At 33.5% G+C, this 26035-nt stretch carries 23 protein-coding genes; 12 read left to right on the top strand and 11 right to left on the bottom strand.

The window, feature by feature from the left end; genetic code table 11:
- Positions 1-156: 156 nt before the first annotated feature.
- From ACFSTE_RS18935 to ACFSTE_RS18915, 5 genes are all read right to left on the bottom strand, one after another.
- Complete coding sequence (locus ACFSTE_RS18935) at positions 157-1146, bottom strand: VOC family protein (protein WP_378255105.1); 990 nt, start codon at positions 1144-1146, stop codon at positions 157-159.
- Positions 1147-1263: 117 nt separating this feature from the next.
- Positions 1264-1776 (bottom strand): thioredoxin family protein, encoded by a 513-nt coding sequence (locus ACFSTE_RS18930; RefSeq protein WP_378255103.1) that lies wholly within the window; start codon positions 1774-1776, stop codon positions 1264-1266.
- A gap of 249 nt (positions 1777-2025) precedes the next feature.
- Positions 2026-3885, bottom strand: coding sequence for a hypothetical protein (locus ACFSTE_RS18925; protein WP_378255101.1), 1860 nt, complete (start codon positions 3883-3885; stop codon positions 2026-2028).
- Positions 3886-3929: 44 nt separating this feature from the next.
- Positions 3930-4643, bottom strand: a complete 714-nt coding sequence (locus ACFSTE_RS18920; RefSeq protein ID WP_378255099.1) for a response regulator transcription factor — start codon at positions 4641-4643, stop codon at positions 3930-3932.
- Between the two features lie 28 nt (positions 4644-4671).
- On the bottom strand, positions 4672-6171 hold the full coding sequence (locus tag ACFSTE_RS18915; protein WP_254884031.1) for a sensor histidine kinase: 1500 nt from the start codon (positions 6169-6171) through the stop codon (positions 4672-4674).
- A 189-nt stretch (positions 6172-6360) separates the two neighbouring features.
- Here ACFSTE_RS18915 and ACFSTE_RS18910 point away from each other — a divergent pair, with 189 nt between their 5' ends.
- A complete protein-coding gene (locus ACFSTE_RS18910; protein WP_176030109.1) occupies positions 6361-8805 on the top strand; it encodes a DUF5916 domain-containing protein in 2445 nt (814 codons plus the stop codon).
- Between the two features lie 177 nt (positions 8806-8982).
- On the opposite strand, the gene ACFSTE_RS18905 is transcribed toward ACFSTE_RS18910, so the two are convergent.
- Positions 8983-10212 (bottom strand): OmpP1/FadL family transporter, encoded by a 1230-nt coding sequence (locus ACFSTE_RS18905; protein WP_378255097.1) that lies wholly within the window; start codon positions 10210-10212, stop codon positions 8983-8985.
- Positions 10202-11500, bottom strand: coding sequence for a DUF4270 family protein (locus ACFSTE_RS18900; RefSeq protein ID WP_378255095.1), 1299 nt, complete (start codon positions 11498-11500; stop codon positions 10202-10204). Before ACFSTE_RS18900 ends, ACFSTE_RS18905 begins: the two co-directional genes overlap by 11 nt.
- Before the next feature lie 470 nt (positions 11501-11970).
- Here ACFSTE_RS18900 and ACFSTE_RS18895 point away from each other — a divergent pair, with 470 nt between their 5' ends.
- The 4 genes from ACFSTE_RS18895 (at position 11971) to ACFSTE_RS18880 (ending at position 15189) form a co-directional block, all read left to right on the top strand.
- The gene (locus ACFSTE_RS18895; protein ID WP_378255091.1) at positions 11971-12954 is read left to right on the top strand and encodes a Kelch repeat-containing protein; all 984 of its coding nucleotides are present in this window, start codon (positions 11971-11973) and stop codon (positions 12952-12954) included.
- Positions 12955-13061: 107 nt separating this feature from the next.
- Positions 13062-13418 (top strand): DUF4907 domain-containing protein, encoded by a 357-nt coding sequence (locus ACFSTE_RS18890; RefSeq protein ID WP_176030112.1) that lies wholly within the window; start codon positions 13062-13064, stop codon positions 13416-13418.
- A gap of 16 nt (positions 13419-13434) precedes the next feature.
- A complete protein-coding gene (locus tag ACFSTE_RS18885; RefSeq protein WP_378255089.1) occupies positions 13435-14457 on the top strand; it encodes a sensor histidine kinase in 1023 nt (340 codons plus the stop codon).
- Entirely contained in the window at positions 14458-15189 is a 732-nt protein-coding gene (locus tag ACFSTE_RS18880) for a LytR/AlgR family response regulator transcription factor (RefSeq protein ID WP_378255087.1), read from the top strand.
- Here the strand turns inward: ACFSTE_RS18880 and ACFSTE_RS18875 are convergent, their stop codons facing one another.
- The 4 genes from ACFSTE_RS18875 to ACFSTE_RS18860 all read right to left on the bottom strand — a co-directional run bounded on the left by ACFSTE_RS18875 (position 15190) and on the right by ACFSTE_RS18860 (position 19263).
- A complete protein-coding gene (locus ACFSTE_RS18875) occupies positions 15190-15849 on the bottom strand; it encodes a DUF6796 family protein (protein ID WP_176030115.1) in 660 nt (219 codons plus the stop codon). It lies immediately after the preceding gene.
- A 141-nt stretch (positions 15850-15990) separates the two neighbouring features.
- On the bottom strand, positions 15991-16770 hold the full coding sequence (locus ACFSTE_RS18870) for a DUF5995 family protein (protein WP_176030116.1): 780 nt from the start codon (positions 16768-16770) through the stop codon (positions 15991-15993).
- 70 nt (positions 16771-16840) lie between these two features.
- The gene (locus ACFSTE_RS18865) at positions 16841-18397 is read right to left on the bottom strand and encodes a hypothetical protein (RefSeq protein ID WP_378255084.1); all 1557 of its coding nucleotides are present in this window, start codon (positions 18395-18397) and stop codon (positions 16841-16843) included.
- Positions 18394-19263: an ABC transporter ATP-binding protein gene (locus tag ACFSTE_RS18860; RefSeq protein WP_378255082.1), complete on the bottom strand. Its 870-nt coding sequence runs from the start codon at positions 19261-19263 to the stop codon at positions 18394-18396. Before ACFSTE_RS18860 ends, ACFSTE_RS18865 begins: the two co-directional genes overlap by 4 nt.
- 249 nt (positions 19264-19512) lie before the next feature.
- Between ACFSTE_RS18860 and ACFSTE_RS18855 the strand changes: the two genes are divergently transcribed.
- The 7 genes from ACFSTE_RS18855 (at position 19513) to ACFSTE_RS18825 (ending at position 26031) form a co-directional block, all read left to right on the top strand.
- Complete coding sequence (locus ACFSTE_RS18855) at positions 19513-20490, top strand: sensor histidine kinase (RefSeq protein ID WP_378255080.1); 978 nt, start codon at positions 19513-19515, stop codon at positions 20488-20490.
- Between the two features lie 3 nt (positions 20491-20493).
- Positions 20494-21210 carry a LytR/AlgR family response regulator transcription factor gene (locus tag ACFSTE_RS18850; protein WP_378255078.1) on the top strand — a complete coding sequence of 239 codons (717 nt, stop codon included), beginning with the start codon at positions 20494-20496 and terminating at the stop codon, positions 21208-21210.
- A 289-nt stretch (positions 21211-21499) separates the two neighbouring features.
- Positions 21500-22051 (top strand): hypothetical protein, encoded by a 552-nt coding sequence (locus tag ACFSTE_RS18845; protein ID WP_176030121.1) that lies wholly within the window; start codon positions 21500-21502, stop codon positions 22049-22051.
- A 61-nt stretch (positions 22052-22112) separates the two neighbouring features.
- A complete protein-coding gene (locus ACFSTE_RS18840) occupies positions 22113-22748 on the top strand; it encodes a CatA-like O-acetyltransferase (RefSeq protein ID WP_378255076.1) in 636 nt (211 codons plus the stop codon).
- Positions 22749-22865: 117 nt separating this feature from the next.
- Positions 22866-24095, top strand: coding sequence for a pyridoxal phosphate-dependent aminotransferase (locus ACFSTE_RS18835; RefSeq protein ID WP_378255074.1), 1230 nt, complete (start codon positions 22866-22868; stop codon positions 24093-24095).
- A gap of 93 nt (positions 24096-24188) precedes the next feature.
- Positions 24189-25415, top strand: a complete 1227-nt coding sequence (locus tag ACFSTE_RS18830) for a DUF4272 domain-containing protein (protein ID WP_378255072.1) — start codon at positions 24189-24191, stop codon at positions 25413-25415.
- 148 nt (positions 25416-25563) lie between these two features.
- Positions 25564-26031, top strand: coding sequence for an OsmC family protein (locus ACFSTE_RS18825; protein ID WP_176030125.1), 468 nt, complete (start codon positions 25564-25566; stop codon positions 26029-26031).
- Positions 26032-26035: the final 4 nt, after the last annotated feature.

The following is a 26035-nucleotide window of genomic DNA, read 5'->3' as shown; positions in this document are numbered from 1 at the left end:
GGTATAAAACGAGGGTAAGAAAGCATTAGCGATATATTTTCTTAATACCTCTTTCGCTACTATTCCTCTAATTACATCAGTTTAACTCTTTTCCGATAGCGTTATTATTTTGGGGAGTACTGATATTTCTAACAAGTTTTTTTTGTACCTGTTGTTTTATCTTTTTAATGGATAATATATAGCAATAAGACTAAGTCCTGCCCAGAGTAGTATTATTAACCAGTATACAATAGGGGTATCCTTTTTGGAAACAGTTTCGAATAAATGTGTTTTCCCGGATCGGATATCAAAAACAATCCACAAGACAAAAAACAAACTCCATACCCAATACCATTCTAAAAGAATGCTGGCTAGAATAAGGAAGATTCCGCTAATAGCTTTCCAGGGAAAAATGGTTGTTTTTGATTTGGCAACAGGAGATGATTTTGAAGTTATAGCAACGATCTGAAAAAATGCCCCAAAAGAATCACTAAGTGCTGTAAAATGAGGTCCTTCATATAGTAAGTGACCTCCGTTATCTAGTACTTTTTTTTTGGTTTTTTCAATGTTTTCTACAGCAAAAAAAACGCCCCAATATTCATACTTTCCCTTTTGAGAAGTAGGGGCTTCTTGTATAGCTGCAATTTCTTCATTCTTCGAATTTGTGATGACAGCTCTACCTTCTTTTGAAGGAAGAATCCTCCAGTTAAAAATTTTCTCATAAAAAGGAATTACTTTCGAGAGGTCTGATATGAATAGCTCATTCCATACCAGTGTATTGGGGTGGGAGGTAGTTCTTGAGTTTAACTGATCTCCTTCATAGATAGTAAATCCTGCTCCCAGCGGATCCCGTATCAAAGCTATTTTTCCTATTTCGTTAGTTAGGTCTACTAATTCTATGATTCCTCCTGATTCTTTAGCTATTTGTACAGTTTCTTCTAGATTTGTTACTTCTATGTAAGACATCCAGAAAGAGGGCATATTCATTTCCCTGAATTTTTTGGGAGTTTCATATAGTCCGCTTGTTTCCTGGTTGTTATAGGTAGCGATGAAATAATCTCCTCCGGAATCTTGATATTCCCAATCAAAAATATGAGAATAGAATTGTATGGAAGTGGTTATTTCATAGGTAGATAGGTCTGCAAAAACAAAGTTGTTTTCTCTCATAGTACGACATCATTAGAAAGGGAAATTCTCTAAATTATTACTATAAATGTAAACAATTAATAGTTATTTGTTTTCGATGCTAAAGCCTACAGCTTCCAACCCTTAAGAAAAGCATTACTATTTTGCAGTAAACACTTTTGCAATAGTAGTTAACTGTTCATCAGTTAAGGAAGATGTCTTTTTTAGAATTTGCGTAAAATGGCGTACTTCTTCTTTAGACGCCGGGCAGCCTAAATTTTGACCAGTAGGATCAAAAGAATCTTCCAGCAATTTTCCATTCTGATCAATGATTACCCAGAAAGGAAGTCCTGCACGTTCTCCTTTATATTTTTTAAGAATTTCTAATGCTCCCGGAGTTTCCAGCTGCTTATTTTTTTTAGATTCATTAACGATTAAGGTTACCGAAGTATATTGAGGATCAAGCAGGGGGGCACAAATATCACTTTTCATTTGCAAATCCATTTTTTTGCACCAGCTACACCAGGAAGCACTGAATTTAACAAAAACATTTTTATTTTCTTTTTTGGCAATTGCAATTGCATTGTTGAGAATATCAGATGCTTGTTCTTGTGCGTGAATCTGAAAAGTAGTAATCGTTAGCAGGAAGAAAAGGAAAGCTTTTATTTTCATTAGATATGGTTTAACTGTTATATATTATTATGGTTTGTATGTTTGGTATTACAAATATGACTATTATTTTATAATAATAATACTTGCTACATTATTTTTTGAGTTGTCTTTCTATACAGTAATGTTGAGAGGTGTTTTTTGATAATTAAGACTCTTGAAGAAGCTTTAAAATAATCAGGAATAAAAATAGTAAGGATGATGAGTCCTTACTATTTGATTTAAACGTGTTCGTTTTTTGATTGATAATATTTACTTATTGATAACAATGGTTCCCATAAAACCATTATCTCCTATTTTATACCCGAGGTATAAATTCTTTGATATGACTCTCATTGTTTTTCCGGGAGCAGGAATGACATTGTATTTCTGTAAAATGGTATTGATCGTTCTGTTTTCTTCATTTGTCATTTGTACTCCATTTTTATATGTATTATATCCATTAATTTCCAAGGTATTTTCTTTAACTGCTGAATCGATAAATCCTTTTTCTGTTAATTCCTTAGTTAGTTTCTCCAGAGAAATCCCTTCATTGATAATAATAATGTTGTTATTGTTTTTGTAAAAAGAAAAGTATTTTTTTTGACTCGATAGATGTTTTTTGATGATTGATACAAATTTATTTTTTTGAACAGGAGATAATTGCTGCCCGTTGATATAGACCCCACTAGTATCATAAATAAGGTTAATATCATTTGTGTCTGATTTATGATGTGTAGTGAGGTAGGTAAGTAGCTCTTGTTGCAGAGCAGGCCATTTCCAGTTAGTATCATTCGTAGAAGTTCCTTTATACAGAGTTTTTGGAGTATTGAGAAGTGTTTTTGCACTTGTACTGATTCCTCCTTTATGATGAGCTTCTTTTTCTAATCGTATTGATTCTTTCTCTAACCGTTTGGCTTCTTCTTCCAGTCGTGCAGCATCTTTTTCGATTTTTTTCTGAATATTTTCTGCATTTATTTTTAGTTGCTCTATATTTCGTTGTAATTGCTCTTCTACATCTTTTCTGATTCGTTCTAGTTCTTCTTTGCGAATTATTTCTTGCTCACGAATGTTTTTTTCTGCATTTCTGATGGCTTCTTCGGCATTTTGCTGTATTTGTTCCTGATGCCTTCTGGCTTGTTCTTCTGCATGTCTTGCAATTTCTTCAGCATGTGCTCTTACATCCGCAGCTACATGTTCTGCATGTTCCTGAGCTTCTATTGCCATTTGTTCTGCTTTTTCTGCTATTTTTTCACGATCTATCATAGCTTGTTTTGCTTGTAACCGAGCCAAATGTGCTACTCGTTCTGCCTCTTGTCTGGCTTGAAGTTCAGCATGTTTTGCTACTCGTTCTGCTTGCATTCTGGCATGTTCTGCTGTTCTTTCATGGTCTATCATAGCTCGCTTTGCTTGTAATTGAGCCAGGTGTGCCCTTCGTTCTGCCTCTTGTCTGGCTTGAAGTTCAGCATGTTTTGCTGCTCGTTCTGCTTGTGCTCTTGCACGTTCTGCCGTTTTTTCGGCCTGTACCATAGCCCGTTTCGCTTGTAGTTGAGCCAGGTGTGCCATTCGTTCCGCTTCTTGCTTCATCTGATCTGCTCTGCGTCTTGCTCTATCTGCTTCTCTCTGGATTCTATCAGCATCTTTGGAATCGTTAGCAATAATAGATTTAGCTACATCTCCTAAATTGATAATCTTTTTGATTAGACTCGAGGCTGCTTCTTCTTTATTAAGGTGAATTCTCAGTTTTTTGTCAGAGAGATGGACTGTATATATTTCATCTCCACTGGCAGGAACGACCCATTTATAGATACTGTTATTGATAGTAAGGTTATTGTTACCCAGTTCATTAATCAGTAAGTTTTTAATCTCCTCATATTTTTCTTGTTGAAAACGAGCTTTCATAGAATACGTATCGTTAGAATTACTGATCGAGATAGAGATGTTTTCTTGATCAGAAGAGGTATTAATCGAATAGTTATAGTTCCCATTACTAACAATAGTTATATTGGGTGTTACCGCTACGGCTGTCTTTGATGTCTTTGGCGGTTTGGGGGCTTTTGGTGCCTGCTGAGCAAATAAACTTATGGTGCACTGCAATAAAAAACTAACAGTGATAAAAATAAATGTTTTCATGTTCTTATTTTTTTGATGGATATCTTTCTAAAACATCCTATTCTTTATACACCTATCTTAAAAGTTAACCCTATTCCCCGGGTACTTTCTATAGAGATGCTGGTATCTTGTTTAAAATATTTCCTAATTCTACTTATAAATACGTCCATGCTTCTTCCGGAAAAGAAGTCGTCACTTCCCCATATTTCTGTTAATAAGTCTTCCCTTTTTATAAGCTTGTTTTTGTTTTTATAAAAGAATTGGATTAATTGTGCTTCTTTTTCGGTAATGCGTTGCACAGTATCTCCGATAATTAATTGATAATTAACCGTATCTAATGTGTATGCTCCGATTGATTGATTCGTGGTACTAATTTGTTTACTTACATTTTTTTGTGCACGTTTTAAAATGTTTTGTAATCGCAATACCAGAATATCTGCTTCAAAAGGTTTAACGATATAATCATCTGCACCTAATTTGAGTCCTTTTATTTTATCTTCTTTCATCTTTTTTGCTGTTAGAAAAACAAAAGGGACTTCAGGGTATTTATGCACCACTTTTTCAGCCAATGTAAACCCATCCATATGTGGCATCATTACATCGAAGACACAGATATCAAAAGCGCAATGCTCCATGGTTGTATTGCTTTCGAAATAGTCCAGGGCTTCTTTACCATCTTTAGCCCAGGTTACTTCATAATTATGGATTTCTAGGTATTGTTTTAGAATACTCCCAAAATCATAATCATCTTCGGCTAGTAATATTTTTGTTTTACTCATTGGTCTGTTATTTAATGGTATATTGTTATTAATGAATCGGGATTTTTATAGTAAAAGCAGTTCCCTTATTAGGTTCACTTTCTATAGTAATCGATCCTTTGTGTGCTTTTATAATCTGATGTGTGTAATACATACCAAGACCTAATCCTTTTACATTATGTACATTTCCATCACTGACCCGATAAAATTTATCAAAAATGTATTGTTGATTTTTCTCGGAAATTCCTATTCCGTTATCTGCGATAGCAATGATGTATTGATTCCGCTCAATATGAGTTTTTATGCTAATAATGGTATGGTCAGTACTATATTTTACAGCATTGTCAAGGATATTGAGAAGGGCAGTTGTAAAATGAAAGATATCAATTCTTAGAATGACTTCTGTTTCGCAGACATGGTTTATAATACTTAATTGATCCTGTTGTTTAGAGAGTTTGAAATCTTCAATCAGATTATCAAAATAAAGTGTGTCTGCTATTTGTTCTTTATACAGGACAATATCTTCTGAGCTTAGACTATTGGTTAAAACCTGATCAATTAGTTTTTGCAACCGGTCATTTTGTCGATCAATGATTTTTAAGGTATTTTCAAATGCTTCGGGAGATGCTTTTATTGCTTCTTTTTGCAAGCTTTTTGATGCGATACCTAAGGTCGCCAGCGGGGTCTTGAGCTCATGTGTGATATTATTGATAAAATCGGTTTTGATCGCGGTAATTTTCTTTTGATTTACCAGATTTTTTATAGAATAATATAAGAGGCTGATAACAAAAAGAAAAATCAACAGAGAAGAGAGTAGTAGTCCCATCATTCTTCCGTATACTATATTTTTCCAATCTCTGATAAGAATTACATCTTGTGAGATAACTTCCAGATCATATGTTTTTGTTTTAATTGTTCCTCCTCGCTGATCTATAAATTGATTTTGTGTAAACCATCTGTTGGTATTGATTACTTCTTCATTCGTTTCATTAAAATTTCTACCAAACAGTTTGATTTTATTCTGGGAAGTAGATAAGATAATGGTATCGATCTTACTCCCTTCAAAAATAAGAAGACTACTGATGATTTTCTTGTATTTAATGTCGTATCCCAGGTTGATCTTGTCTAACTCATTCTCATAATGAGTTGTGTATTCGGGATTGATAGCATTTGCTTCTTCTATTATTTTTTTTGCTGCCTCTTCCTTAGAGAATCGATTGTTTTTATAGTCAGAAAGGTGAGTCATCATATTTTCTCCCCAGACCTCTCCATATAATGAGTCGAGGATATGTCCGTCATCAATCTCAGAAATGGCTTCTTTGGTCTCTTTGAGAAAATTATCTTTTTTTAACTGATATGCATTTTGAATCAGGTATGCTTGTATGCCTGATAGTGCTAATAATGCTAATACAGATGCAATAATTAATATGATAATTTTATTTTTCACAAAGCTTTTCTTTATATAGTTATAGTGATAATCAGATATTTCTTTTTGCTTGTAGAATTTTTCCGACAGTTCAAAAGTACACATAATGTCTAGTGCTGCCATATGTTTTTGAACCGTTAACCGATCATTAACCTTCCTTCTTTCTGCAAGTATGATTATTACTGGCTTTGGCTTTTCGAGTTAACAAAGATGCTTTAAAAACGAAATGATATTAACCTTTCCATTAACCTTCGTTTAACCTGCTTATCCAGAAAACCGAATGACATTTGTCCGGAAATAAAATGGAATATTATGGGATTAATACCAGTTAATAATGTGCAGTATAAAAATAAATGGGTTTTTCTTTTTTGTGTTTTTAGTCTTTGGCTAAAAGGGTATACTCAAAAAGAAATACAGATTCATTTTACAGAAGCCCCAGTAAAAGTAGATGGAGTATTGGATAAAGATGAATGGGAGCCCTATATGATTGATGGTTATTTTATACAGAATCGACCTGATAATGGTGAGAAATCTAAACGAAGAACAAAGATAGGAGTGCAATATGATAATACGTATATCTATGTAGCAGCAAAATTATTTGTAGAAAGCAAAGAAGAAATCAATGCTCAACTAACGGCAAGAGATAATACAGGGAATACTGATTTTTTTGGGATTCAGATGGACCCTTTTGGGAGAGCAAGAGAAGGCTATGATTTTACGGTAACTGCAGCAGGTGTACAATCTGATGAAAAATTAAGTGAATTTTCTAGTTATAGAAACTTTAATGTTATCTGGAAAAGTAACGTTATGCAATATGATACGTATTGGACAGTAGAAATGAGAATACCGTTTAATAGTATTCGCTTTTCTAAAGATGACATGAGTAATTTTAGAATTAATTTTCAACGGTTCTCTTCTAAACTGAATGAAAGTTCTTACTGGAATCATATCGACGCGAATATAGATGGTTTTTTAAACCAGTTTGGAAAGCTTACAGGAATTAAAAAAGTACACCCACCACTTAATTTATCACTTTTTCCATTTGTATCTTCACTGACAGAACGCAGAGGAAGTAGTGGTACTAAAACGAGTTTTACCGGAGGATTGGATATGAAATATGTGCATAATAATGCATATACATTAGATGTATCTATGATTCCTGATTTTAGCCAGGCTCAATCAGATGACCAGGTATTTAACTTATCTCCTTTTGAGGTGAGATTTAATGAGAACAGGCAATTTTTTATCGAAGGGACTGAAATATTTGATAAAGGAGGGTATATCTATACTCGTAGAATAGGAGGAACGCCTATTGATAAAAACAATCTGGATACGAAAGAAAATGAAGAAATTATTTCTAATCCGCTAACAGCTAATATTTTGAACTTAGTAAAGGTAACAGGAAAATCTTCCGGGGGATTATCAGTAGGAGTACTCAATGGCGTAACTGCGGAAAGTGAAGCTGAAATTCGTGATACGATTACTAATACGATACGAAAAGAAACTACTAATCCGTTGACTAATTATACATCAGTCGTTTTAGATCAGGCATTGCGCAATAATGGTTCTGTAACATTGGTTAATAACTCAGTTTTGCGAAATGGAGTAACTTATGATGCGAATTTGTCTGCTTTGTTATACCGATGGTATAATAAGAACAGAACGTATTCTATGTATTTTAAAAAAGCAGTTTCTCAACAATATTTTTCGGATGAGAAAAATGTATTTGGTCATCAATATTTTGGAAGATTTTCTAAAGTTAGCGGGAAATGGACTGGAAATATCTCTCTAAATATGTATGACGATGATTTTGATATCAATGATTTTGGTTTTTTAGCCAGAAACAATCAATTGCAGTTCCAGGGAAATCTTCAGTATACTAATCCGTCACCCAAAAAAACATTTGCTAATTATCAGGTGGGAGCTACTCATAGGCAGCGATATTATTACAGTCTTATGGAAAATGAATTAGCTACATATAGGCTCTATGGAAATGCGCGATTCAAGAAAAATAATCATGTGATATACACATCTTCTACCTATGGAAAAAAGCGGAAGGATTTTTATGAACCTAGAAAAGAGGGATATTATTTTGTACGTCCCGCATTTGCTGAAAGCTTTTTTGAATATCAAACCAATCGCAATAAGAACATATCATTTGCAGGTTATATCGTCGGGGTAAAATTTTTAAACAATGCGATTTATAAAAATGCGATTCACAGTGGATATGGTATCAGAGCTCGTTTAGGACAACATTTTTCGGCTTACCTAGCTCAAAATTATTCATATAATCCCGGAAATGCAGGGTATATTGATACAGAGGAGGATACTGTTATTTTTGGAGAACGAAGTACCAAAGAATTAACAAATAGACTTCATCTTAATTATGCAGTAAATGCAAAGGTTAATATCAATGCACGGTTAAGACATTATTGGTTTCAGGCAGATTATCGAAATCAATACTCCCTTACTAAAAGAGGGGAATTACAAAAAAATGATTTGGATATCAATGTAGATTCATACGATAAGAATTTTAATGCTTTTACGATAGATGTACTGGCGAGATGGCAGTTTGCTCCGGCAAGTGAAATTAGTTTAGGGTATAAAATGGGAACTAATAGGACTGATAAAGCTGTAGGGAGTTCGTATACTGAGAATTTTGATTCGGTACTTTCTACGGATAGTAATCATTCGTTTACGATGAAACTCACATATTTTTTAGATACTTCTCTATTCAAGAAACGAGGAAGAAAGTAAATTGCCTTTGGGAAAACCCTATGGTATTATATCCTCATCCTCCTGGCAATGCTAATAAGGACATTTTCGTACTCTTTTAGGAATGTCAAAATGAATCATAGCTAAAACCGGAAACTTTAATTTCCGGTTTTAACACTATTACCTACTTATGGCAAGAGTTAGGTATAGAGTTTTTGTCTATTGGAATTTTTTCCTTTTAAACCAGATACCGTCCAAACTAAAATTAAGCGTTACGGTATGATAATTTTCTTGTATTAATCCATTTGTTAATTGACCGTTTTGTCCATAAGAATAAGAGATGTTAAACATAGAGTTACTAATTCCTTTCATAGGAAGTCCGATTCCTAATGTGAATTCAGCTCCGTGAACACGTTCTCCATCTACTTCTAGGTTTCCGTTATCCATATTAAAACCTGCTCTGTACTGTATTCTTTCCCAGTATTTAAAACCTCTCTTTTTCGGCGTATATTCCATACCAATTCCAATAAAATCTTGATCTACATAAGTTCCTATTTGATCAGTTTGGTTTGTAGCGTCCCAGAAGTTCCTTCTATAATCTATATTTAGTAATAGGTTTTCTTTTAATTTGGTATGAACCCCAAATCCAATTTCTAAAGGGAGTTCGAAAGTGTCCAAATCTGATTCATTTACGATAGGTTCATAGCCTGGTTGTGTTACATAACTGGTTTGGTCTCCACGCAAAGTAACAGGGAAATTGATAACTCCTCCCAATGTGATAAATTTAGAGATATCATATTGAAATCCTCCCCCAAATTTGAAACCGTTATAATAATTATCTTCGTGAATACTCAGGGTTGTGTTTCCTATAAAACTTCGCTCATCTTCTGTGATTTTTCCGAATAGATACGAAGCGCTTACTCCTAAACGTAATTTTTCTGTAAGCCGATATGCATAGTTTATTCTCAGGTCATTAAGCCCCCCACTACCTTTGATGTTGCTAATAAAGGTATCATTAGATCCCTCTATTTCAGTTTCAATTCCCATCAATAAATAACCGACATTGGTATATGGAATTAGGGTAATTCCCATTCCAGATTTATTATTGATCGGGAAAGCAATGGCTATATTCGAAAAATTAGCATTAAATCTAGGTTCTTCATTTCCAGCTTCTGCCAGGGTTTCTTTTTGTCCTTTAACTCCAATATCATAAAAAAAGTTGTTGGATGGGATGGTGGCATATGAAGCAGGGTTGAGGTTGTTTATCGCATTGTCAGAGGGCATTGCAATTCCTGTTTTACCCATTGAGTTTGTCTTCCCGGTATTGGATTCATTTGGAACTCCCAAACCATATAAGGAATAAGGAGAACCAGATAAGTCATTTGTCTGAGCGTGTCCTTGTGTAATAATGATCAGAAAAACAACGGATACAATTATTTTATTCATCATCTTCGTCATAAATGGCATACGTTAATTCTAGGGTTACTTTTTTATCATCCGGGGCATTTTCTCCATTAAAAATATATCTGTCTACAGCATAATTATATTCTTTGGAGTACATGGCTAAATACAATTCTCTGTATGTCGAATTGTGTAATTTATTATCTAAAAAATCTTTGATAGGAATGACATAATTGACAACATTGAATTCACTGTCATCTTTTGTGATTGTTCCTTCAACAGGGACTCCTGTCGGGGTGAATAATTCTTTGACTATTTCTGAATTTTTATTGATTACATAAAACTGTAAGGAGTCTCTTGTGGTATGATACTCGGTACTACTTTTATGTTTGAGAGAGATATTTAAAGAGGCTTCTATAATAGTTCCTGTTCCTGGAATGTCATTAATTCTTTCGATAAAGGGAATGTCTATTTTGGTAGCAATTCCAACTCCAGCCTGGATAAAGCAATTATTATCAGTATCAGTACTGGGGATTGTTATTTTTTGTTCTTTGAGAGTTTCGAAATAAGTACCGCTCCTATCACTTTTTATTTGATTAAAGAATTTTGTTTCGTTGATGAGAAAATCCATTGTTAATTCTTTGACCTGTGTATCTTCTTTTAAGGTATAGTAAACCCTGAGTACGCCACTTTTTTTGAATCCTAAAAAGGCAGTATTTTGTTCATTTGCTTTGATGGTGATTCCTCTATAGTCTGTGGTAAATTCTTCGTTATTATTGATTTTGTCATCTACTATTTTTTTAAAGAGCTCAATTCCAAAAAGGTTACTGACTGTAATGTGTAATGAGTCTTCTTTTCTCGGGGTTGGGGAGAATCTTTTTGTAGCTATAGGCGTACCACTGTAATCAAAGGCAGATGTGTTATAAAAAAAATCATCTTCGGGTTTAATTTCTTCTAGTACTTCATATACTTCTATTTGCTGAGTAGGAATTGTATCGTTATAGTAGTAGTTATCATAGGGTAAAATCAAAGCAATAGAATCATAGATAGCTTCATTGTCCAGAGAGAAAGAAGAGCCTATTAACTCCATATAACTTTGACTTTCTGTGTGTCCGAATACAGGGTCATTGTAGTTTCCTACCAGAATTCTTTTAGAATTCGGCATCATTAAAGAATCAAATTTAAAGGTTGATGTTGCGACGCTAATCGTATCGATATAATAAACCTTGGTCTTTCCATCAATCCAATCATCCCCAATTTCTAATGAGAGATCTTCTTCATTTTTACTACACGAGAATAGTAATAGTAAACTAGTGATTATACATATATATTTCATTATTTCAATAATTTTCAGCGAACCTACTACAGCTTTCATGGAATATAAAATAACATATACCGGTATCGTTTTTTTTAGGATAAACAAGGGAATTTTATAGATGAAAAACCGAAGAGATTTTCGTCTATAAAAAACAGAGGTTAGTCTATATAAAGAACGTGTATATCTATTGTTTTTTTTCTATAGGGATCGATAAAATAGATTTGCTACCACAATTGATAACTGGTTGATTATTCATGTTATAATAAGAGATTGTAAAAAAAGAATTCTCGGAGAATCCATAAAAAGAATCTAGTAATAAGTTGTGCATGATTTTCCTTTCTAGAGGGATAAAGAACAATCAACTTCAAAACTAGTTCAAGGAGAAGTATACGCTAAGAGAAATAATTCCCTTAGAAGCGTATTACTGAGTATAAAAAGTAAACCAGTGAAGTAAAACAGGATTTATAAATTTTAATTAAATACATAGAATGATAAATATAAAGAGACGAATTGTTGGTATAATCGCTATTGCAGCGATTTCAATAAGCTGTAATAACGACGATGATTTTGAAAGAGGGAACTGGGTTGAGAGTTCTGTTTTTGATGGAATACCAAGAAGTAGTGCTGCTAGTTTTGTAATTGGAAATAAAGGTTATGTAGGTACCGGATATGATGGAGATGATTATTTACAGGATTTCTGGGAATATGATATGGAAGGAGATTTCTGGGTGCAGAAGGCAGATTTTCCAGGAATACGAAGAAGTGCTGCTACAGGATTGGCAATTGGTTCGATGGGATATATTGGATTAGGATATGATGGAGATTTTGAATTAAGTGATTTCTGGGAATATAATCCGACTGCCAATGTCTGGACGCAAAAAACAGATTTTAAAGGAGGACCAAGAAGAGCTGCTGTTGGTTTCGGGTCTAGTAGTAAAGGTTATGTAGGTACCGGATATGATGGAGATAATGACCAGAAAGATTTTTGGGTTTTTGAACCGACAACAAATGAATGGACCAAGTTAGAAGGATTTGGAGGAGATAAACGTAGAGATGCTACTACATTCCAAATAGGGAATAAAGTATATCTGGGAACAGGTCAAAGTAATGGGCTGAATAAAACTGACTTTTGGGAGTTTGATTTATCAAGTGAAAAATGGACTCGAAAAAAAGATTTGGACGAAGATGATGATTATTCTATAGCCAGATCTAACGCCACAGGTTTTGAGTTAAATGGATTGGGATATATCGCTACAGGCTACAATGCAGGGGCCGTTGGTTCTATATGGGAATACAACCCCTCATCTGATGTATGGGAAGAAATCACCAAATTAGAAGCTTTACCGAGACAAGACGCAATTTCTTTTAGTAATGGTAGCAGCGCATTTGTACTGCTAGGAAGAAATGGAGGAATTTATCTGGACGATAATTACCAGTTATTCCCTCAGGAAGAATATAACGAAGACGATTAATTTTTATATCCTGTTTTTTTATAGTTAATTGTTTTACCCCCTCAAATATGCTGATTAGAAGTAACAAAGATGTTTGGGGGGTAACTATATAATCAACCCTGTTGCAAATGAATTTAATAAAAAGCATAAAAATAATAAACCTGCTAGTATTAGGAATGTTAGTAGGGACCATAGTGTATACAGTAGATGCTGTTGTAGAAGATACCATAGAAAAAAAAGAACCTCTTATAACAAGCGTACATAAAACCATGGCGGGTTACGGATATACAATCAAGTTACATAATCGAGTTATTATTAAACAAGATTATATTCCCGCAATACAGGAAAACAAGTCTTTTTGTACCGCTGCACATGCCAGATTGGTCGGAGATTTTGTAAAAGAGAAATTACTAAATGGAATTTCTCCCTCAGTGAGTATCTCAGAGTTAAAAAAGATTACAGTTAATTGTTTACATTTACCCTAAATTATAACCCGCTAGCGTGATTCCAACCATCAAAAAAAATAAGCAGTTATTCTTTCATATTATTATCTGGATAGCTGTTGTATTTACCATTGCTAATCAATTATTTCTGGAAAAAGGAGAGTTCCCGGTAAAGTTCTTGCTTAGGATATGGATAAACATTGTTTTGTTTTATGTAAATTACCTTTTTCTGGTTCCCAGATTGCTGCTTAAAAAGAAAACATTACAATATACGTTATGCGCCGTTTTAATTATTATTACTCCTGTTTTTTTGAACAAAGTGATTTTGACCCCTATTCATCAGTTTGATAGAATAGCAGGCGAAGATGAACTTTTTTTATTCAAAAAATTAGAAATAGGAATATCTATTTTGTTTAATGTTATTTCATTAATCATTGGTACTTCTTTGCGTATTTATGAGGAATGGAAGAAAAATGAAAAAAAGAATCAGGAAATAGAGTCAAAGCGAGTTACTTCTGAGTTATTGTATTTAAAAAGCCAGTTAAATCCACATTTTTTGTTTAATTCATTGAATAGTATTTATTCACTGACAACCAAAAAGTCTGATATAGCCCCGGAAGCGGTTATAACCCTTTCCGAGTTAATGCGTTATATGTTATATCAGACAGATAGTGAATTTGTATTGTTACATCAGGAACTGGACTATATTCAGAATTATATCAAATTACAACGATTGCGAATTGCGAATAATGAAGATGTCAACATACAAATACACGGCAGTATCCTCAATCAAAAAATAAAACCGCTATTATTGATTTCATTTATTGAAAATGCATTTAAGTACGGGACGGACTTTAAAGGGAATACAGAAGTAAAAATAGAAATATATGTTCATCAGGGAGAATTGCAGTTTTCTTGTATTAACCTTATTGGTAATAGAAAGAAGGACTATCAGAATTCGGGAATAGGTCTTCAGAATACCAAAGAACGATTGCAATTGCTCTATCCGGATAAACACTGGCTGATGGTAAAAGAAGAAAATAACAGATTTATAGTAGAATTAACTCTTAAACTAACATAAATGAAGTGTGTAATTATTGATGATGAGCCTTTGGCGATAGATGTGATAGAATCCTATTTAGAACAAATAGGAGGAGTACAGATTGTTGCTAAATGCACGAACCCGTTAGAAGCAATCACCATTCTAAATAAACAACAGGTAGATCTTGTTTTTTTGGATATAGAAATGCCAAATCTTACAGGAATTGACTTGGTAAAAACAATAGAAAATATCCCAGCGTTTATATTCACTACTGCCTATCCGCAATATGCATTGGATGGATTTAATCTTAATGCGGTTGATTACTTAGTAAAACCCATTCCTTTTCAACGGTTTTTAAAGGCTATATCCAGAGCTAAAGAAAAATACGAATTACACCAAAAAGCAATTTCGGATACAACCATTGTTCAATCGGTGCAAGCAGAAGAGGGGTATACAAACTTTATTTTTGTCAAGTCAGAGTATGAAAATATCAAAATTAATGTAGATGATATCCAGTATATGCAGGGGTTAAAAGATTACATAAAAATTTATATTAAAGGAACTGATAAGCCTATTTTAACTTTATTGAGTTTTAAAGAGATTCTCCATAAATTACCGGATCATAAGTTTATAAGAATCCACCGTTCTTATATTGTTAATATTGATAAAATAAAAGCACTTCAGAAAACCAAAGTGCTCGTTGATACGATTCGTATTCCTATTGGAGAAACGTATAAAAATAATGTGTTAAAACAATTAGGAATTGAGTAATTATACCATACGGGTAAATAATCTTTTTTCCTCATCTCTCAATAAGACATATGTAGATACACTAAAGAATATCAGATAGATATGATTGCTCCAGCCTCCGGCTACAACAACCATATATGGCTGAGGTAACAGCTGAACTAAATTAAAAATAGGGAATAATACGATAGGCGTACATAATACCATCCACCTGGGATAATTTGTTTTTTTGATAAGAATCATAACAGCAAATAATATACTGGCAATTAATGTAGGAATAACAGCAGCAGCATAAAATAACATAATTTTATCCTGTACTATTTTTAATAGATTACTGTCTTCACTATAAGATACCAATCCTAAATAAGTGAATTGCGAATGAAAAGCGCCTCCGAATGACATAGCCAGACAATACAATCCGAAAATTATCCGGGCGATTGTTTTATTATGCGGTTTAATCGCCATATATATCTGATAAAAACCGATAAAATATAGAACAGCCGCAAGAGGTCCTAACATGCCTCCGATGGTTAACCTGTCATGGTCTATATTACCTAATACTTCTATGAGTTCTGTTTCTAGCATAAAGTCTTCTGTTGTGTAGTATAAAAACATATCGCCGGAAAACATTAATAAAGTTCCTAAAATGCCTAGGATACCTGTAATTTTGAGTCGTTTTTTCATGGGGGGTAACATGAAGGTTTTTTAATTAATACTAATTGATCCGATTGTGTGAAGTGCAAATATATTATTTAGAACAAATCTAAATAATGTAAATATGTTAAATTTTATTCAATAATCAAGCTTCGCACTTTCTAAGATAATTTACGAAGGACTTGAAGTATGTTTATTAGTCAGAATTTTAATTTTTTCAGAGACACTCCCTCGTTCTCCCAGTCTGATAAGGAAGAAAAGAAGATTGATAATCAATCCAGGATTGATTATTAGATTAGCAATTTTTGCTACTTTTTGATCTCTTTTTTGAATCATTTTTTGTAGATCATTCCCCGATAGTCCGGCGATACTTTTTGCATATTTCCAGGCGCCATCCCTGGCTTTTTCCATACTAAAATCAATAAGAAATGAATCTGCTTTTTTTGTCCATTTGATAATTGATTTCAAAGGACGCCATATAGAAGTGAGGTCTTTTTCTACCTGATCTACCATAGAAGCCAAAATTTCATTTATTTTATTAAAGTCATGATGCAAATCTTCTATATCATGTCCTTTCGATACTTCTGCTGCAGCAATTCCCAGATCCAGATTGATATGTGCATTCATTCCTATTAACAGATGTTGTAACACTATAGGGCGCCAATTGTATGAAAAACCAAAAGCTTTTAGCCAAGATAGTGTTACAGGTTTTCCAACCTGATAAAAGGTATAAGCATCAATATATCTTTTAGCAAAAATAACATCCAGTTTTTCCATTCTGGGACCATTCTGAAACTCATTATTTTTGATTCCTTCCTGTACTCTGAGAGTAACTTGTAAATATAAAGCAGCAAAATAACCTAAGGGACTTTCGTCTTTTTCTGATGAGGTAATAATTTGATTCAATGCATTGATAACATCATCAATGGTATTGATGTTTTGATTAGGCATGTTGGGTATATTAGCTTTAGCCTAAAAGTAAGAAAAATTTTATTGACCATTTTTTTGCATGCATTATTAGTTAATAATTACTTCGTATCTCTTTGTTTCTTAATAAGATTGCTACCGATAGTAATCCTATAGAAAGGAATGTTATTATTGTTAGATGCATATAATTTTGATTTATACCACCGTAATAATCGAAATAAGAAATTGCATTCATGTTTATATACGTTATCAGGAGGAAAGTAACCTCAAATAGTTTTTTGCCCCGACTTAGAATCCCCATGCATGTACTATAAGAAATAATGAATAGCCCTCCGATGACGATACCGAAGCAGGAAAGAACATCCAATAAAATCAATTTTCTAACAATAAAAGGAAATACAAATAGTATTGATAAGCCCCATCCGCAAATCAGTTGAGCCAGAAAAACCCTTTTAATAGGAGAAAATGCAATAAATGAGAAATAGTGGACGCGATGTAACTTTTCTTTGATTACTAATTCTCCCCAGGTTTTGAGATGTAAACACCAAAGAATAGGAATCACAAACTGTAAGGAAATGGTATCGTTCGTAAAAAAGAGCGCTATACATCCAATTATAGATAGTATCCAGATCCACTTAGAAGTGCTTCTGATTAGAAGTTTAATTTCTGTTTTTAATAACGGTAGGATAGATGTGGAATACGGCATATCAGATGATAAAAAAGAAATGTCAAAAGGGGTAATTTCGGCTTTTTTAGACACTGTTGTTGGGGTAGCTATAGAAAGTTTCTTTTTTTTCCGGAAACGATGAAAAACAAATGAGGAAATATAAACGGCTATAATACCCAATAATATCCATAGTACCCTGCTGATTAAATAGTATTTAGGAAAATGAATCCCACTAAAAGTAAAGCTTTCCAGTGTGGTATTATCACTTTTGACGATATATCCAATTGCCAGAGAAGTGATATCAGTTTGAGTAATTGATTGTACTTGTTCCTTTATTTGATGAATAATAAGTTTTGTTCCGGTAAGATCACCCGAAAAACCATTTTCAGTTTCTGGAGTATTCGTTATCATAGTTATAAATAATACGAGAAAGAATACATTTAGAAGCGATGTTTTCGAACCGAATAAAGTTTCTAGAATAACCGCTATACAGGATATGACAAATATGGAAGGAAAGGTAACTACAGTATAGGGAATAATGAATTGCGATAGTTCCAATGAAAGTCCTGGTTCGTGATATATACCAAAAAGAAACATACTCGTCAGGATAGAAACTCCTGTAATAGTCAGTAAAATCAAAAAATTGCTACAGACTTTTCCTATCAAATAATAAAAATTAGAAATTGGAGTGGCAGCGATTAATGTTCCTACTTTAGAGTCATTATCTTTTTTTATACTGCTATTGATTAAATAAAAACCAAAAAGAGAAATAAATATACTACTCATTACAGCAGTAATATATCCTATCCATGCAGAATTATAAATCCCAATATAATTATTGGCGTGTATCGTTACATAAGGAGCATCAGGAGCAGGGATAAATGTATAAGACACCAATAAACTGATTGCTATTGTAATTAAAAAAGAATAGGATCTGATTTGTCGTAGGTAATACGTTTTTATAAAGGTGAAAAAGTGTATCATGATTCAGTGGTATTGGTAAGGTATAGATAAGCGTCTTCTAGGGTAGGTGTTACAGGAGTAGCTGGTATCTCAGGTGATGTACAGGCATATCGCACTGTTAGCACATCTTTTTTTCTGGTGTATGAGATTAAAATGTGATCTTTTTTGAAACTTGCTAAAGAAGTCAGGGGGATAGAAGACTCAAAAATGTATCCTTTTGCTACTTTGATGATTTCTTCGGGATGTTGGTGAACCAGTAAACGCCCCTGTTTCATAATAGCAACACTATCGGCGATGGTATCTATATCAGAAACAATATGAGAGGATAATATGATAATAGATTGCTGGGATAAATCAGTTAATAAATTTCTAAAACGAACCCGTTCTTCCGGATCCAGACCAACTGTGGGTTCGTCTAGTAATATAAGTTTAGGATTGTTTAGTAAGGCTTGTGCAATTCCTATTCTTTGCTTCATCCCTCCGGAATAGGTGCCAATTGGTCGTTTTGCAGAAGCTAGCAGGTTTACCCCTTCCAGTAAGTAGTGAATTCTCTCGAGTACTTTTTTCCCCTCAAGTCCTTTTAAAGCAGCAATGTATTGAAGAAATTCGTAGGCATTGAGAGATTCATATACTCCAAAATCCTGAGGCAGATACCCCAATTGCTTTCTCAGGTAATTAGGGTCTTTGACAATGTTGTTTTTGTTTAATAAAATATGCCCTTCAGTAGGTGTATGTAGCGTTGCTATCATTTTTAGTAAGGTAGATTTACCAGCTCCATTTGGTCCTAATAAACCCAGGATCCCTTTTCCTGCTGATAATGTATACGCTTGTATTCCCCATTTATTTTTGGAATATCGCTTAGAGACTTGATTAATTTCTAACTGCATAAGTGTAATTTTGATTGATGAATGACCTTGATAAGATCGTTTTAATAGATACAAAATTGAAATAAGAGTAAGACAACTAGAAATTTATATGATAACTGATCATAAAATCATGATCACTAGAGCAGTAACTTAAGAACAACCACTCATCAGGATTATAAGGCGTTTTACATTTAAAAGAAGAGTATTGGTCATTAAATTATATAAGAAACCCATGGTTTCAGTTATTTTTGAATAAAACAATAACAGAGTATGTCAAAAATAGATGCGCTCATTGATAATAAAATTATTCAGAACATTGTGGTTTGGATTTTTTTATTTCTGGCAATGTACATTATGATTCAGGCAGATGATAAGGTAAGCATGACATTGGGTGTCATAGCCTTTTTATGCCCACCTATTTATATCAATAACCTTTTGATTTTACCTTTGTTTTTTAAGGGAAGAAAGGTTTTAGCAAGTATGTTGGTTATTGTCAATTTATTAGTTTTTGCCGCCGTTGGAACATATTTGACAGTGTATTTATCAGATACTTTCGAATGGCGTATGTTTTATAACTTGATAGGCATTTTACTTCTTACATTTTCTTTTAGTAGTAGTATCAAAATAGCAAGAGATAGTTTTGAGCGAAGACATCAAAATAAACAAGCAGAACTAGAATTGCTGAAAGGACAATTGAATCCTCATTTTTTATTTAATACATTAAATAATCTTTATGGCTTATCAGTTATAAAATCTGACGCACTACCATCCTTGATGCTTAAATTATCAGACTTATTGAGATATAGTTTGTATGAAACATCAGAAAAATTAGTCCCATTAGCAAAAGAGATTCACTATCTAGAGAATTATATTGCATTGGAGAAGATTCGATTAGAAGATAAGGTAAAAGTAGACTTTCATATCTCCGGAGCAGCAGATACCGTAAAAATAGCTCCAATGCTTTTAATCGTTTTTGTAGAAAATGCGTTTAAGTATTTGGGAAAAAACAATAAAGAAGAAGAAAATGTTCTGATACATTTAGAAATTTCAGAAACAAGTCTTATTTTTCGATGTGAGAATAGCATAGGAACCTTAAAAAATGAACCGGAAGATCTGATTACTAAAAATAAAGGGATTGGGGTGCAAAATGCCAAAAAAAGACTAGTCTTGTTATATCCGAACAGGCATAGATTGACCAATAAGGAAACAGCTAACCAATACAGTGTGTGTCTAACGATTGAAGTGTAGTGTATGAATACTATTTCTTGTATAATAGCAGATGATGAGCCTATAGCGAGACAAATTCTGGAGAGCTATATAAAGCAAGTTCCCGGGCTAGAACTGGTAGGTGTTTGTAAAGATGCTTTTGAGGTGATAGACATTTTGTCAAAAAAAGAAGTCTCTCTTCTCTTTTTGGATATTAATATGCCAAAACTATCGGGTATAAGCTTGTTAAAAACAATGTTGAACCGCCCCGAAGTAATTATTACTACAGCTTATCCGGAATATGCGTTAGAAGGATTCGAACTGTCTGTTACGGATTATTTATTAAAACCATTTTCTTTAGAGCGATTTATTCAGGCAATTGTAAAAGTACAACAGAAACAACAAGTAGCTCTCCCTAGGGAAGAAAAACAATTTATAGAGAAGAAAGAAGCTGCTATTTTTATCAAAAGTGATAAAAAAATCATACGATTGTTGATAGATGATATTGTGTATATAGAAGCATATGGTAATTATATAAAGATTTTTTCTGATCGTATGATTCTTTCACCACAAACATTATCTGATTTTCTTGCCAAATTACCCGAAGAGTATTTTATCCGAATTCATAAATCGTATATTATTAATATTCATAAACTACAACAAATAGAAGGAAATCAGCTGTTAATGAATGATGGGAGTGCTCTTCCGGTTAGTAAATCGTATAAAAAAATACTCCTTCAAAAGATCGAAGAAAACTCCTGAATATAAATATTTTTACAAATTACGGTTTCCCGTAAAGTTAGTAGATAAGGGATATGTATCTTGGCCACTGACAAATGATTTGAATTGATCACTTAGATCATTCCTTTAGATTGATTTGTTGTTTTTAGTGGAGAATATATTAGGATATGGGCTTTGTCTCATATCCTGATATTTTAGTATTATAAATTGATACTTGATACAGAGTTGATTATCGATTTTTCCTTTTCTAAACAGTAAGAATGGCGTAGTTGTTGATGACCATATGAGCCTAATAAACCAGTTTATTCATATGAAACACACACTAATTTTTATAGCAGTAGTACTCTTTTCTACAAATTTATTTTCTCAGGAAACAATAAGTGCTAATGGCTTTTTTTATAAAGTATCGGTATCGACCTCTTTGATAATAAACGAGAATGAAGCGATTCGGGTTTTATTTGGCGAAGAAAATGAATTCATCGATACAAGTGGATTTTTCTTAAATAATACGATGGGGTACCAAATAGATAAGCGCTCTTCTTTGGGAGTTAATTTAGGGGTAGATTGGCACACCAGACAGGGGCTATTCTTTTTGCCGATTTATTTGGATTATAAATACAATTTAATTTTAGGAGAAGAAGGAGCTTTCTTTGTTAGAGGCGGGTATGGAATATTATCGAATATAGCACATGATTTTGAGAAAGGTAATATGTATAAAGTAGGAGCTGGAATACAAGGAATAGTGAGCTCTAAGGGAAATGCTATTTTAATTGGGGTGGACTATACTCAAAAAAGATTTGGAATAGAAAAAAGAGATCGATTATCTACGGTATCGATTTCTTTAGAATTAATGCTTTTTTAAAAGTAAGATTTCCTTTCTTTTCATACATTCGTAACAGGGATACCCCTTCAATGAATAAAGAATGAAAATAATAGATATTTCCACCTGGAAGCGAAAAGAACATTTTGAATTTTATAAGTCATTCGATGAACCATTTTTTGGACTTGTTTCAGAAGTGGATTGCTCAAAAGCATACCGGTATTCTAAAAGTACGAAAAGTTCCTTTTATGCGCTATATCTGCATGCATCAATATCTGCTATAAATGAGATTGAAGAATTTAAGTGCAGAATTAATGAACAGGGAACTCCTGTATATTATGACACTATTCATGCAGGTTCAGTGATCGCAAGAAATAATGGAACATTTGCTTTCGGATTTATTCCTTATGATACAGACCTGAGTAGATTTTCAAACTCCTTACAAAAGGAAATCAAAGCGGTGCACAACTCAGAAGGAATGCGATTAAATAAAGAAACCTCTCGGATAGATATGATTCATTACTCGGCAATTCCCTGGAGTACCTTTAGCGGATTAACACATGCACGGAACTTCTCAGTTAGAGATTCAATTCCCAAAATAACCTTTGGGAAAACCTATATCAAAGACACAAAAGTTATGATGCCAGTAGCCGTTAATTTACATCATGGATTGGGAGATGGATTACATATAGGAATGTTTTTAGAAAGCTTCCAAAACCAATTAAACCTTTATACATGATGTATGTTGTCTATTAAAAACGTTAATACAGGTTAATTTAGAGTTAAAGTGCTGTATGATAGTGTTTTTAACTGTACTGTTTTATACTTTCATTTCAAGTTAGTAAACCAGATAGGTATGTATAGAAGTGTAGCAGAATCTCAGACCTTATTAATCAATACGCAGTCTAGAAAATTAGAAGCAGAAAACAAAAGTGTAATAAAATTCGGATTTGGACAATCCCCTTTTTTTCCTCCCCAATTTGTGATGGATGCATTAAAGGAAGCAGTGCACCATAAAGAATATACATCAGTTCAGGGAGATTATGAATTGAGAAAATTGATTGCTGATTTTCATCGACAACACAATGGAATAATCACAGATCCAGATAATATCTTAATAGCTCCAGGTTCTAAATCATTATTATATTCAATACTGATGTCTTTTGAGAAAGCTGATGTTTTTATTGCTTCTCCCAGTTGGGTATCCTATGAGCCTCAGGCAAGATTGGCAGGGCATACGACTATAAGATTAAAAACATCGTTTGAAGATCGTTGGAGAATTACACCAGAAATGTTAGTGGAGGCTTCTAAAGAAAAAAAGAATGAAGTTTCTATTTTAATTCTTAATTATCCAGGAAACCCAGATGGATTATCATATACCGAAGAAGAATTGACATCATTAGCAGGTACTGCTAAAGCATTAGACATTTTAGTAATTGCTGATGAAATTTATGGTTTACTGAATCATTCCAATACACATAAATCATTTGTTCAGTATTATCCCGAGAAAACGATTACTACTACAGGTTTGTCTAAGTGGTGTGGGGCAGGAGGATGGAGATTAGGAGTTGCATTGTTATATGATTCAATAGCACCAGCATTCAAAAAAACACTTATAGGAATTGGTTCGGAAACATACTCTTGTGCCCCTGCGCCTGTTCAGATGGCTGCCAGAGCAGCATATGGTAATTTCCAATTATCTATGGAATATGTAAATGCACAAAATAAATATCTGAGTATAATTGGAAATTATTGTGCCACCGTTCTGAATGAAAATGATATTCAAACCCATACCCCTGAAGGAGGGTTTTATCTTTTTCCGGATTTTTCTAGGTTTAAAAAGAAATTGTCAGATCGTGGGATTTTTACCTCTTTTCAATTGTGCGAAAAACTGTTAGAAGAAACAGGAGTCGCCTTATTACCTGCAGCTGCTTTTGGCTTTGAAAAAGAGTATCTGGCAGCCAGATTAGCATATGTGGATTTTGATGACCCGTTAATTGAAAACTCAACAGAGACGGTAGAAGAGCTTTTTCCTCGAGTAGTAAAGGGGATCGCTGCAATTGTACAATGGTTTTCGAAAATGTAGGCGTCCATGTTTTTAGAATGATTTTAAGAAGATATAACGCTGATAATCTTTTAAAATTTCTTACTTTTCTGACAAGAAATAAGCAAGAAACAAGTGGAAAATTATTGTACGTTATACGCTCATAAATCATGTTATGAAGAGATAAAAGAAATTGTAAAACAAACACTTCCCAAAGCCAGAATTACAGATACGAATACTGAAGGAGGAAAAACAATGTTGGTCTCCAGGAAAAAAGGAATATTTGGTTCCAGGCAATTTTTTCAGATTTCATACCGGGAACGAGAAAAGCTGTCCTATACGATTGATTCGGTTACTGATGCACTGACTCGTAATTTGACAGGGATGATCGGGTATGTAGATGCTATTCAGACATCTAACCAGGAAATACAACAATTACTGATCGAAAAAATCAGGACGATTAATGCCGAGTTTCCAATATTGCATAAAGGTGATATGGATGATGAAATCGCACTTGTTACAGAAAAAATAAGCGAAGCACTAGATACCATTGCTTTTGTATCTCCTGGGTCTCCGATTGGTAAATCCGCTTCACAACATTTTCTCAATAACAATTTAGAATTACTTCTAGATGCTGATGGCGTATCAAAAGTATCTTCTCTTTCGGTAGAAATTGATGCAGCTTATTTTGATGGGAATCAGCAAGATATTACTGATGAACAGAAAGAAAGGAAACAGGCGAATGAGAAAATTTTAGAGCGATTGGAAATAAAAACTAACCAGCATTTACCGTGTCTTCCTTCAGAAAAAGAAATCCTTTTTAGAACTCCCAAAGAAATAGCGGAGAGAGTAGTTGGTTTGGCATTGACCAATATTGTTGCATTTAACGGAATTTCGGGAGAACAAGCCATCGCATATGCCAAAAAACATGGAGTGTATTATGTATTGACCCCAAATGAAATTGACTTTCTGACCAATCCTACTGAAGAGAAAAAGCATAGAGAAAGCTGGAAATGCGAAGGCATATGGGTTCTCATGTGGGCACTGAATATTATTAGTGATTTAGGAGCAATGGATCAACTTGTAAATTTAGATGAAATATCCGAAGAAGCATATCCGATAGGAGCAGAGAAAGATCCTAATATTTTTATAAATCGTTGTTTAGTCTTCAGGGATAAAAATCAGATATTGGATATGGCAGATCTATACTACAGAGCTGATTGGGCATGTGTCGATGCGAGGATAGGGGAAAATGAAATAAAATCACTCAATCCAGGGTTGGTTTATGAACGTCATTATGCATTTAACTGGTTAATACGCTATAGGGATCAGGAATGGGATGATGTAAGTTGTGATACCTGATACAACAACGGTTTTTTATTGGTGCCAAAAGGTCAATAATCAATTATCTTGTAGTGTGAAATTACGAGATGCACAATATAAGAAGGTGGATCAAAATAAAGTCTTCCAAATACTATATGATATTCTAGATACAATAAAATAATTACAGATGAAAGAGCATCAATATCAGGTTTCTATAAAGTGGACAGGAAATCAAGGAGAAGGAACAGCGGCTTATAAAGCATATTCCAGAGATTATTCAATTTCTGCTAAGGATAAAGCAAATCCTATCTTGGGATCATCTGACCCCTCTTTTTTAGGAGATAAAACAAGGTATAATCCAGAAGATTTATTAGTTGCTTCTGCCTCATCATGTCATATGCTATGGTATTTACATTTGTGTTCTGTTCATAAAATTATTGTGGTAGATTATGAAGATCATGCAGAAGGTATTATGGAAGAAACAGCTACTGGTACAGGGGCTTTTAAAGAGATTATTCTTAATCCTGTTGTTACGATTTCTGCATTAGAAGATGTAGAGAAAGCAAAAGAATTACATCACGAAGCAAATAACATGTGTTTTATAGCTAATTCATGCAATTTTAGTATAAAACACAAAGCGAAAATTGTTGTATAAAGTA

Origin of the sequence: Aquimarina hainanensis (genome assembly GCF_042684685.1) — a bacterium.
GTDB lineage: Bacteria > Bacteroidota > Bacteroidia > Flavobacteriales > Flavobacteriaceae > Aquimarina > Aquimarina hainanensis.
Note: the sequence above shows the minus strand (reverse complement) of the source record. Positions and strands in the feature narration are given on the sequence as shown.

Coding starts and splice junctions, on each gene's coding strand:
- ACFSTE_RS18895 (WP_378255091.1), top strand. CDS start 11,971: ATGATAAATATAAAGAGACGAATTGTTGGTATAATCGCTATTGCAGCG.
- ACFSTE_RS18855 (WP_378255080.1), top strand. CDS start 19,513: ATGTCAAAAATAGATGCGCTCATTGATAATAAAATTATTCAGAACATT.
- ACFSTE_RS18930 (WP_378255103.1), bottom strand. CDS start 1,776: ATGAAAATAAAAGCTTTCCTTTTCTTCCTGCTAACGATTACTACTTTT.
- ACFSTE_RS18880 (WP_378255087.1), top strand. CDS start 14,458: ATGAAGTGTGTAATTATTGATGATGAGCCTTTGGCGATAGATGTGATA.
- ACFSTE_RS18865 (WP_378255084.1), bottom strand. CDS start 18,397: ATGATACACTTTTTCACCTTTATAAAAACGTATTACCTACGACAAATC.
- ACFSTE_RS18925 (WP_378255101.1), bottom strand. CDS start 3,885: ATGAAAACATTTATTTTTATCACTGTTAGTTTTTTATTGCAGTGCACC.
- ACFSTE_RS18835 (WP_378255074.1), top strand. CDS start 22,866: ATGTATAGAAGTGTAGCAGAATCTCAGACCTTATTAATCAATACGCAG.
- ACFSTE_RS18890 (WP_176030112.1), top strand. CDS start 13,062: ATGAATTTAATAAAAAGCATAAAAATAATAAACCTGCTAGTATTAGGA.
- ACFSTE_RS18870 (WP_176030116.1), bottom strand. CDS start 16,770: ATGCCTAATCAAAACATCAATACCATTGATGATGTTATCAATGCATTG.
- ACFSTE_RS18910 (WP_176030109.1), top strand. CDS start 6,361: ATGGGATTAATACCAGTTAATAATGTGCAGTATAAAAATAAATGGGTT.
- ACFSTE_RS18825 (WP_176030125.1), top strand. CDS start 25,564: ATGAAAGAGCATCAATATCAGGTTTCTATAAAGTGGACAGGAAATCAA.
- ACFSTE_RS18840 (WP_378255076.1), top strand. CDS start 22,113: ATGAAAATAATAGATATTTCCACCTGGAAGCGAAAAGAACATTTTGAA.
- ACFSTE_RS18875 (WP_176030115.1), bottom strand. CDS start 15,849: ATGAAAAAACGACTCAAAATTACAGGTATCCTAGGCATTTTAGGAACT.
- ACFSTE_RS18850 (WP_378255078.1), top strand. CDS start 20,494: ATGAATACTATTTCTTGTATAATAGCAGATGATGAGCCTATAGCGAGA.
- ACFSTE_RS18845 (WP_176030121.1), top strand. CDS start 21,500: ATGAAACACACACTAATTTTTATAGCAGTAGTACTCTTTTCTACAAAT.
- ACFSTE_RS18900 (WP_378255095.1), bottom strand. CDS start 11,500: ATGAAATATATATGTATAATCACTAGTTTACTATTACTATTCTCGTGT.
- ACFSTE_RS18935 (WP_378255105.1), bottom strand. CDS start 1,146: ATGAGAGAAAACAACTTTGTTTTTGCAGACCTATCTACCTATGAAATA.
- ACFSTE_RS18860 (WP_378255082.1), bottom strand. CDS start 19,263: ATGCAGTTAGAAATTAATCAAGTCTCTAAGCGATATTCCAAAAATAAA.
- ACFSTE_RS18905 (WP_378255097.1), bottom strand. CDS start 10,212: ATGATGAATAAAATAATTGTATCCGTTGTTTTTCTGATCATTATTACA.
- ACFSTE_RS18915 (WP_254884031.1), bottom strand. CDS start 6,171: ATGGCAGCACTAGACATTATGTGTACTTTTGAACTGTCGGAAAAATTC.
- ACFSTE_RS18920 (WP_378255099.1), bottom strand. CDS start 4,643: ATGAGTAAAACAAAAATATTACTAGCCGAAGATGATTATGATTTTGGG.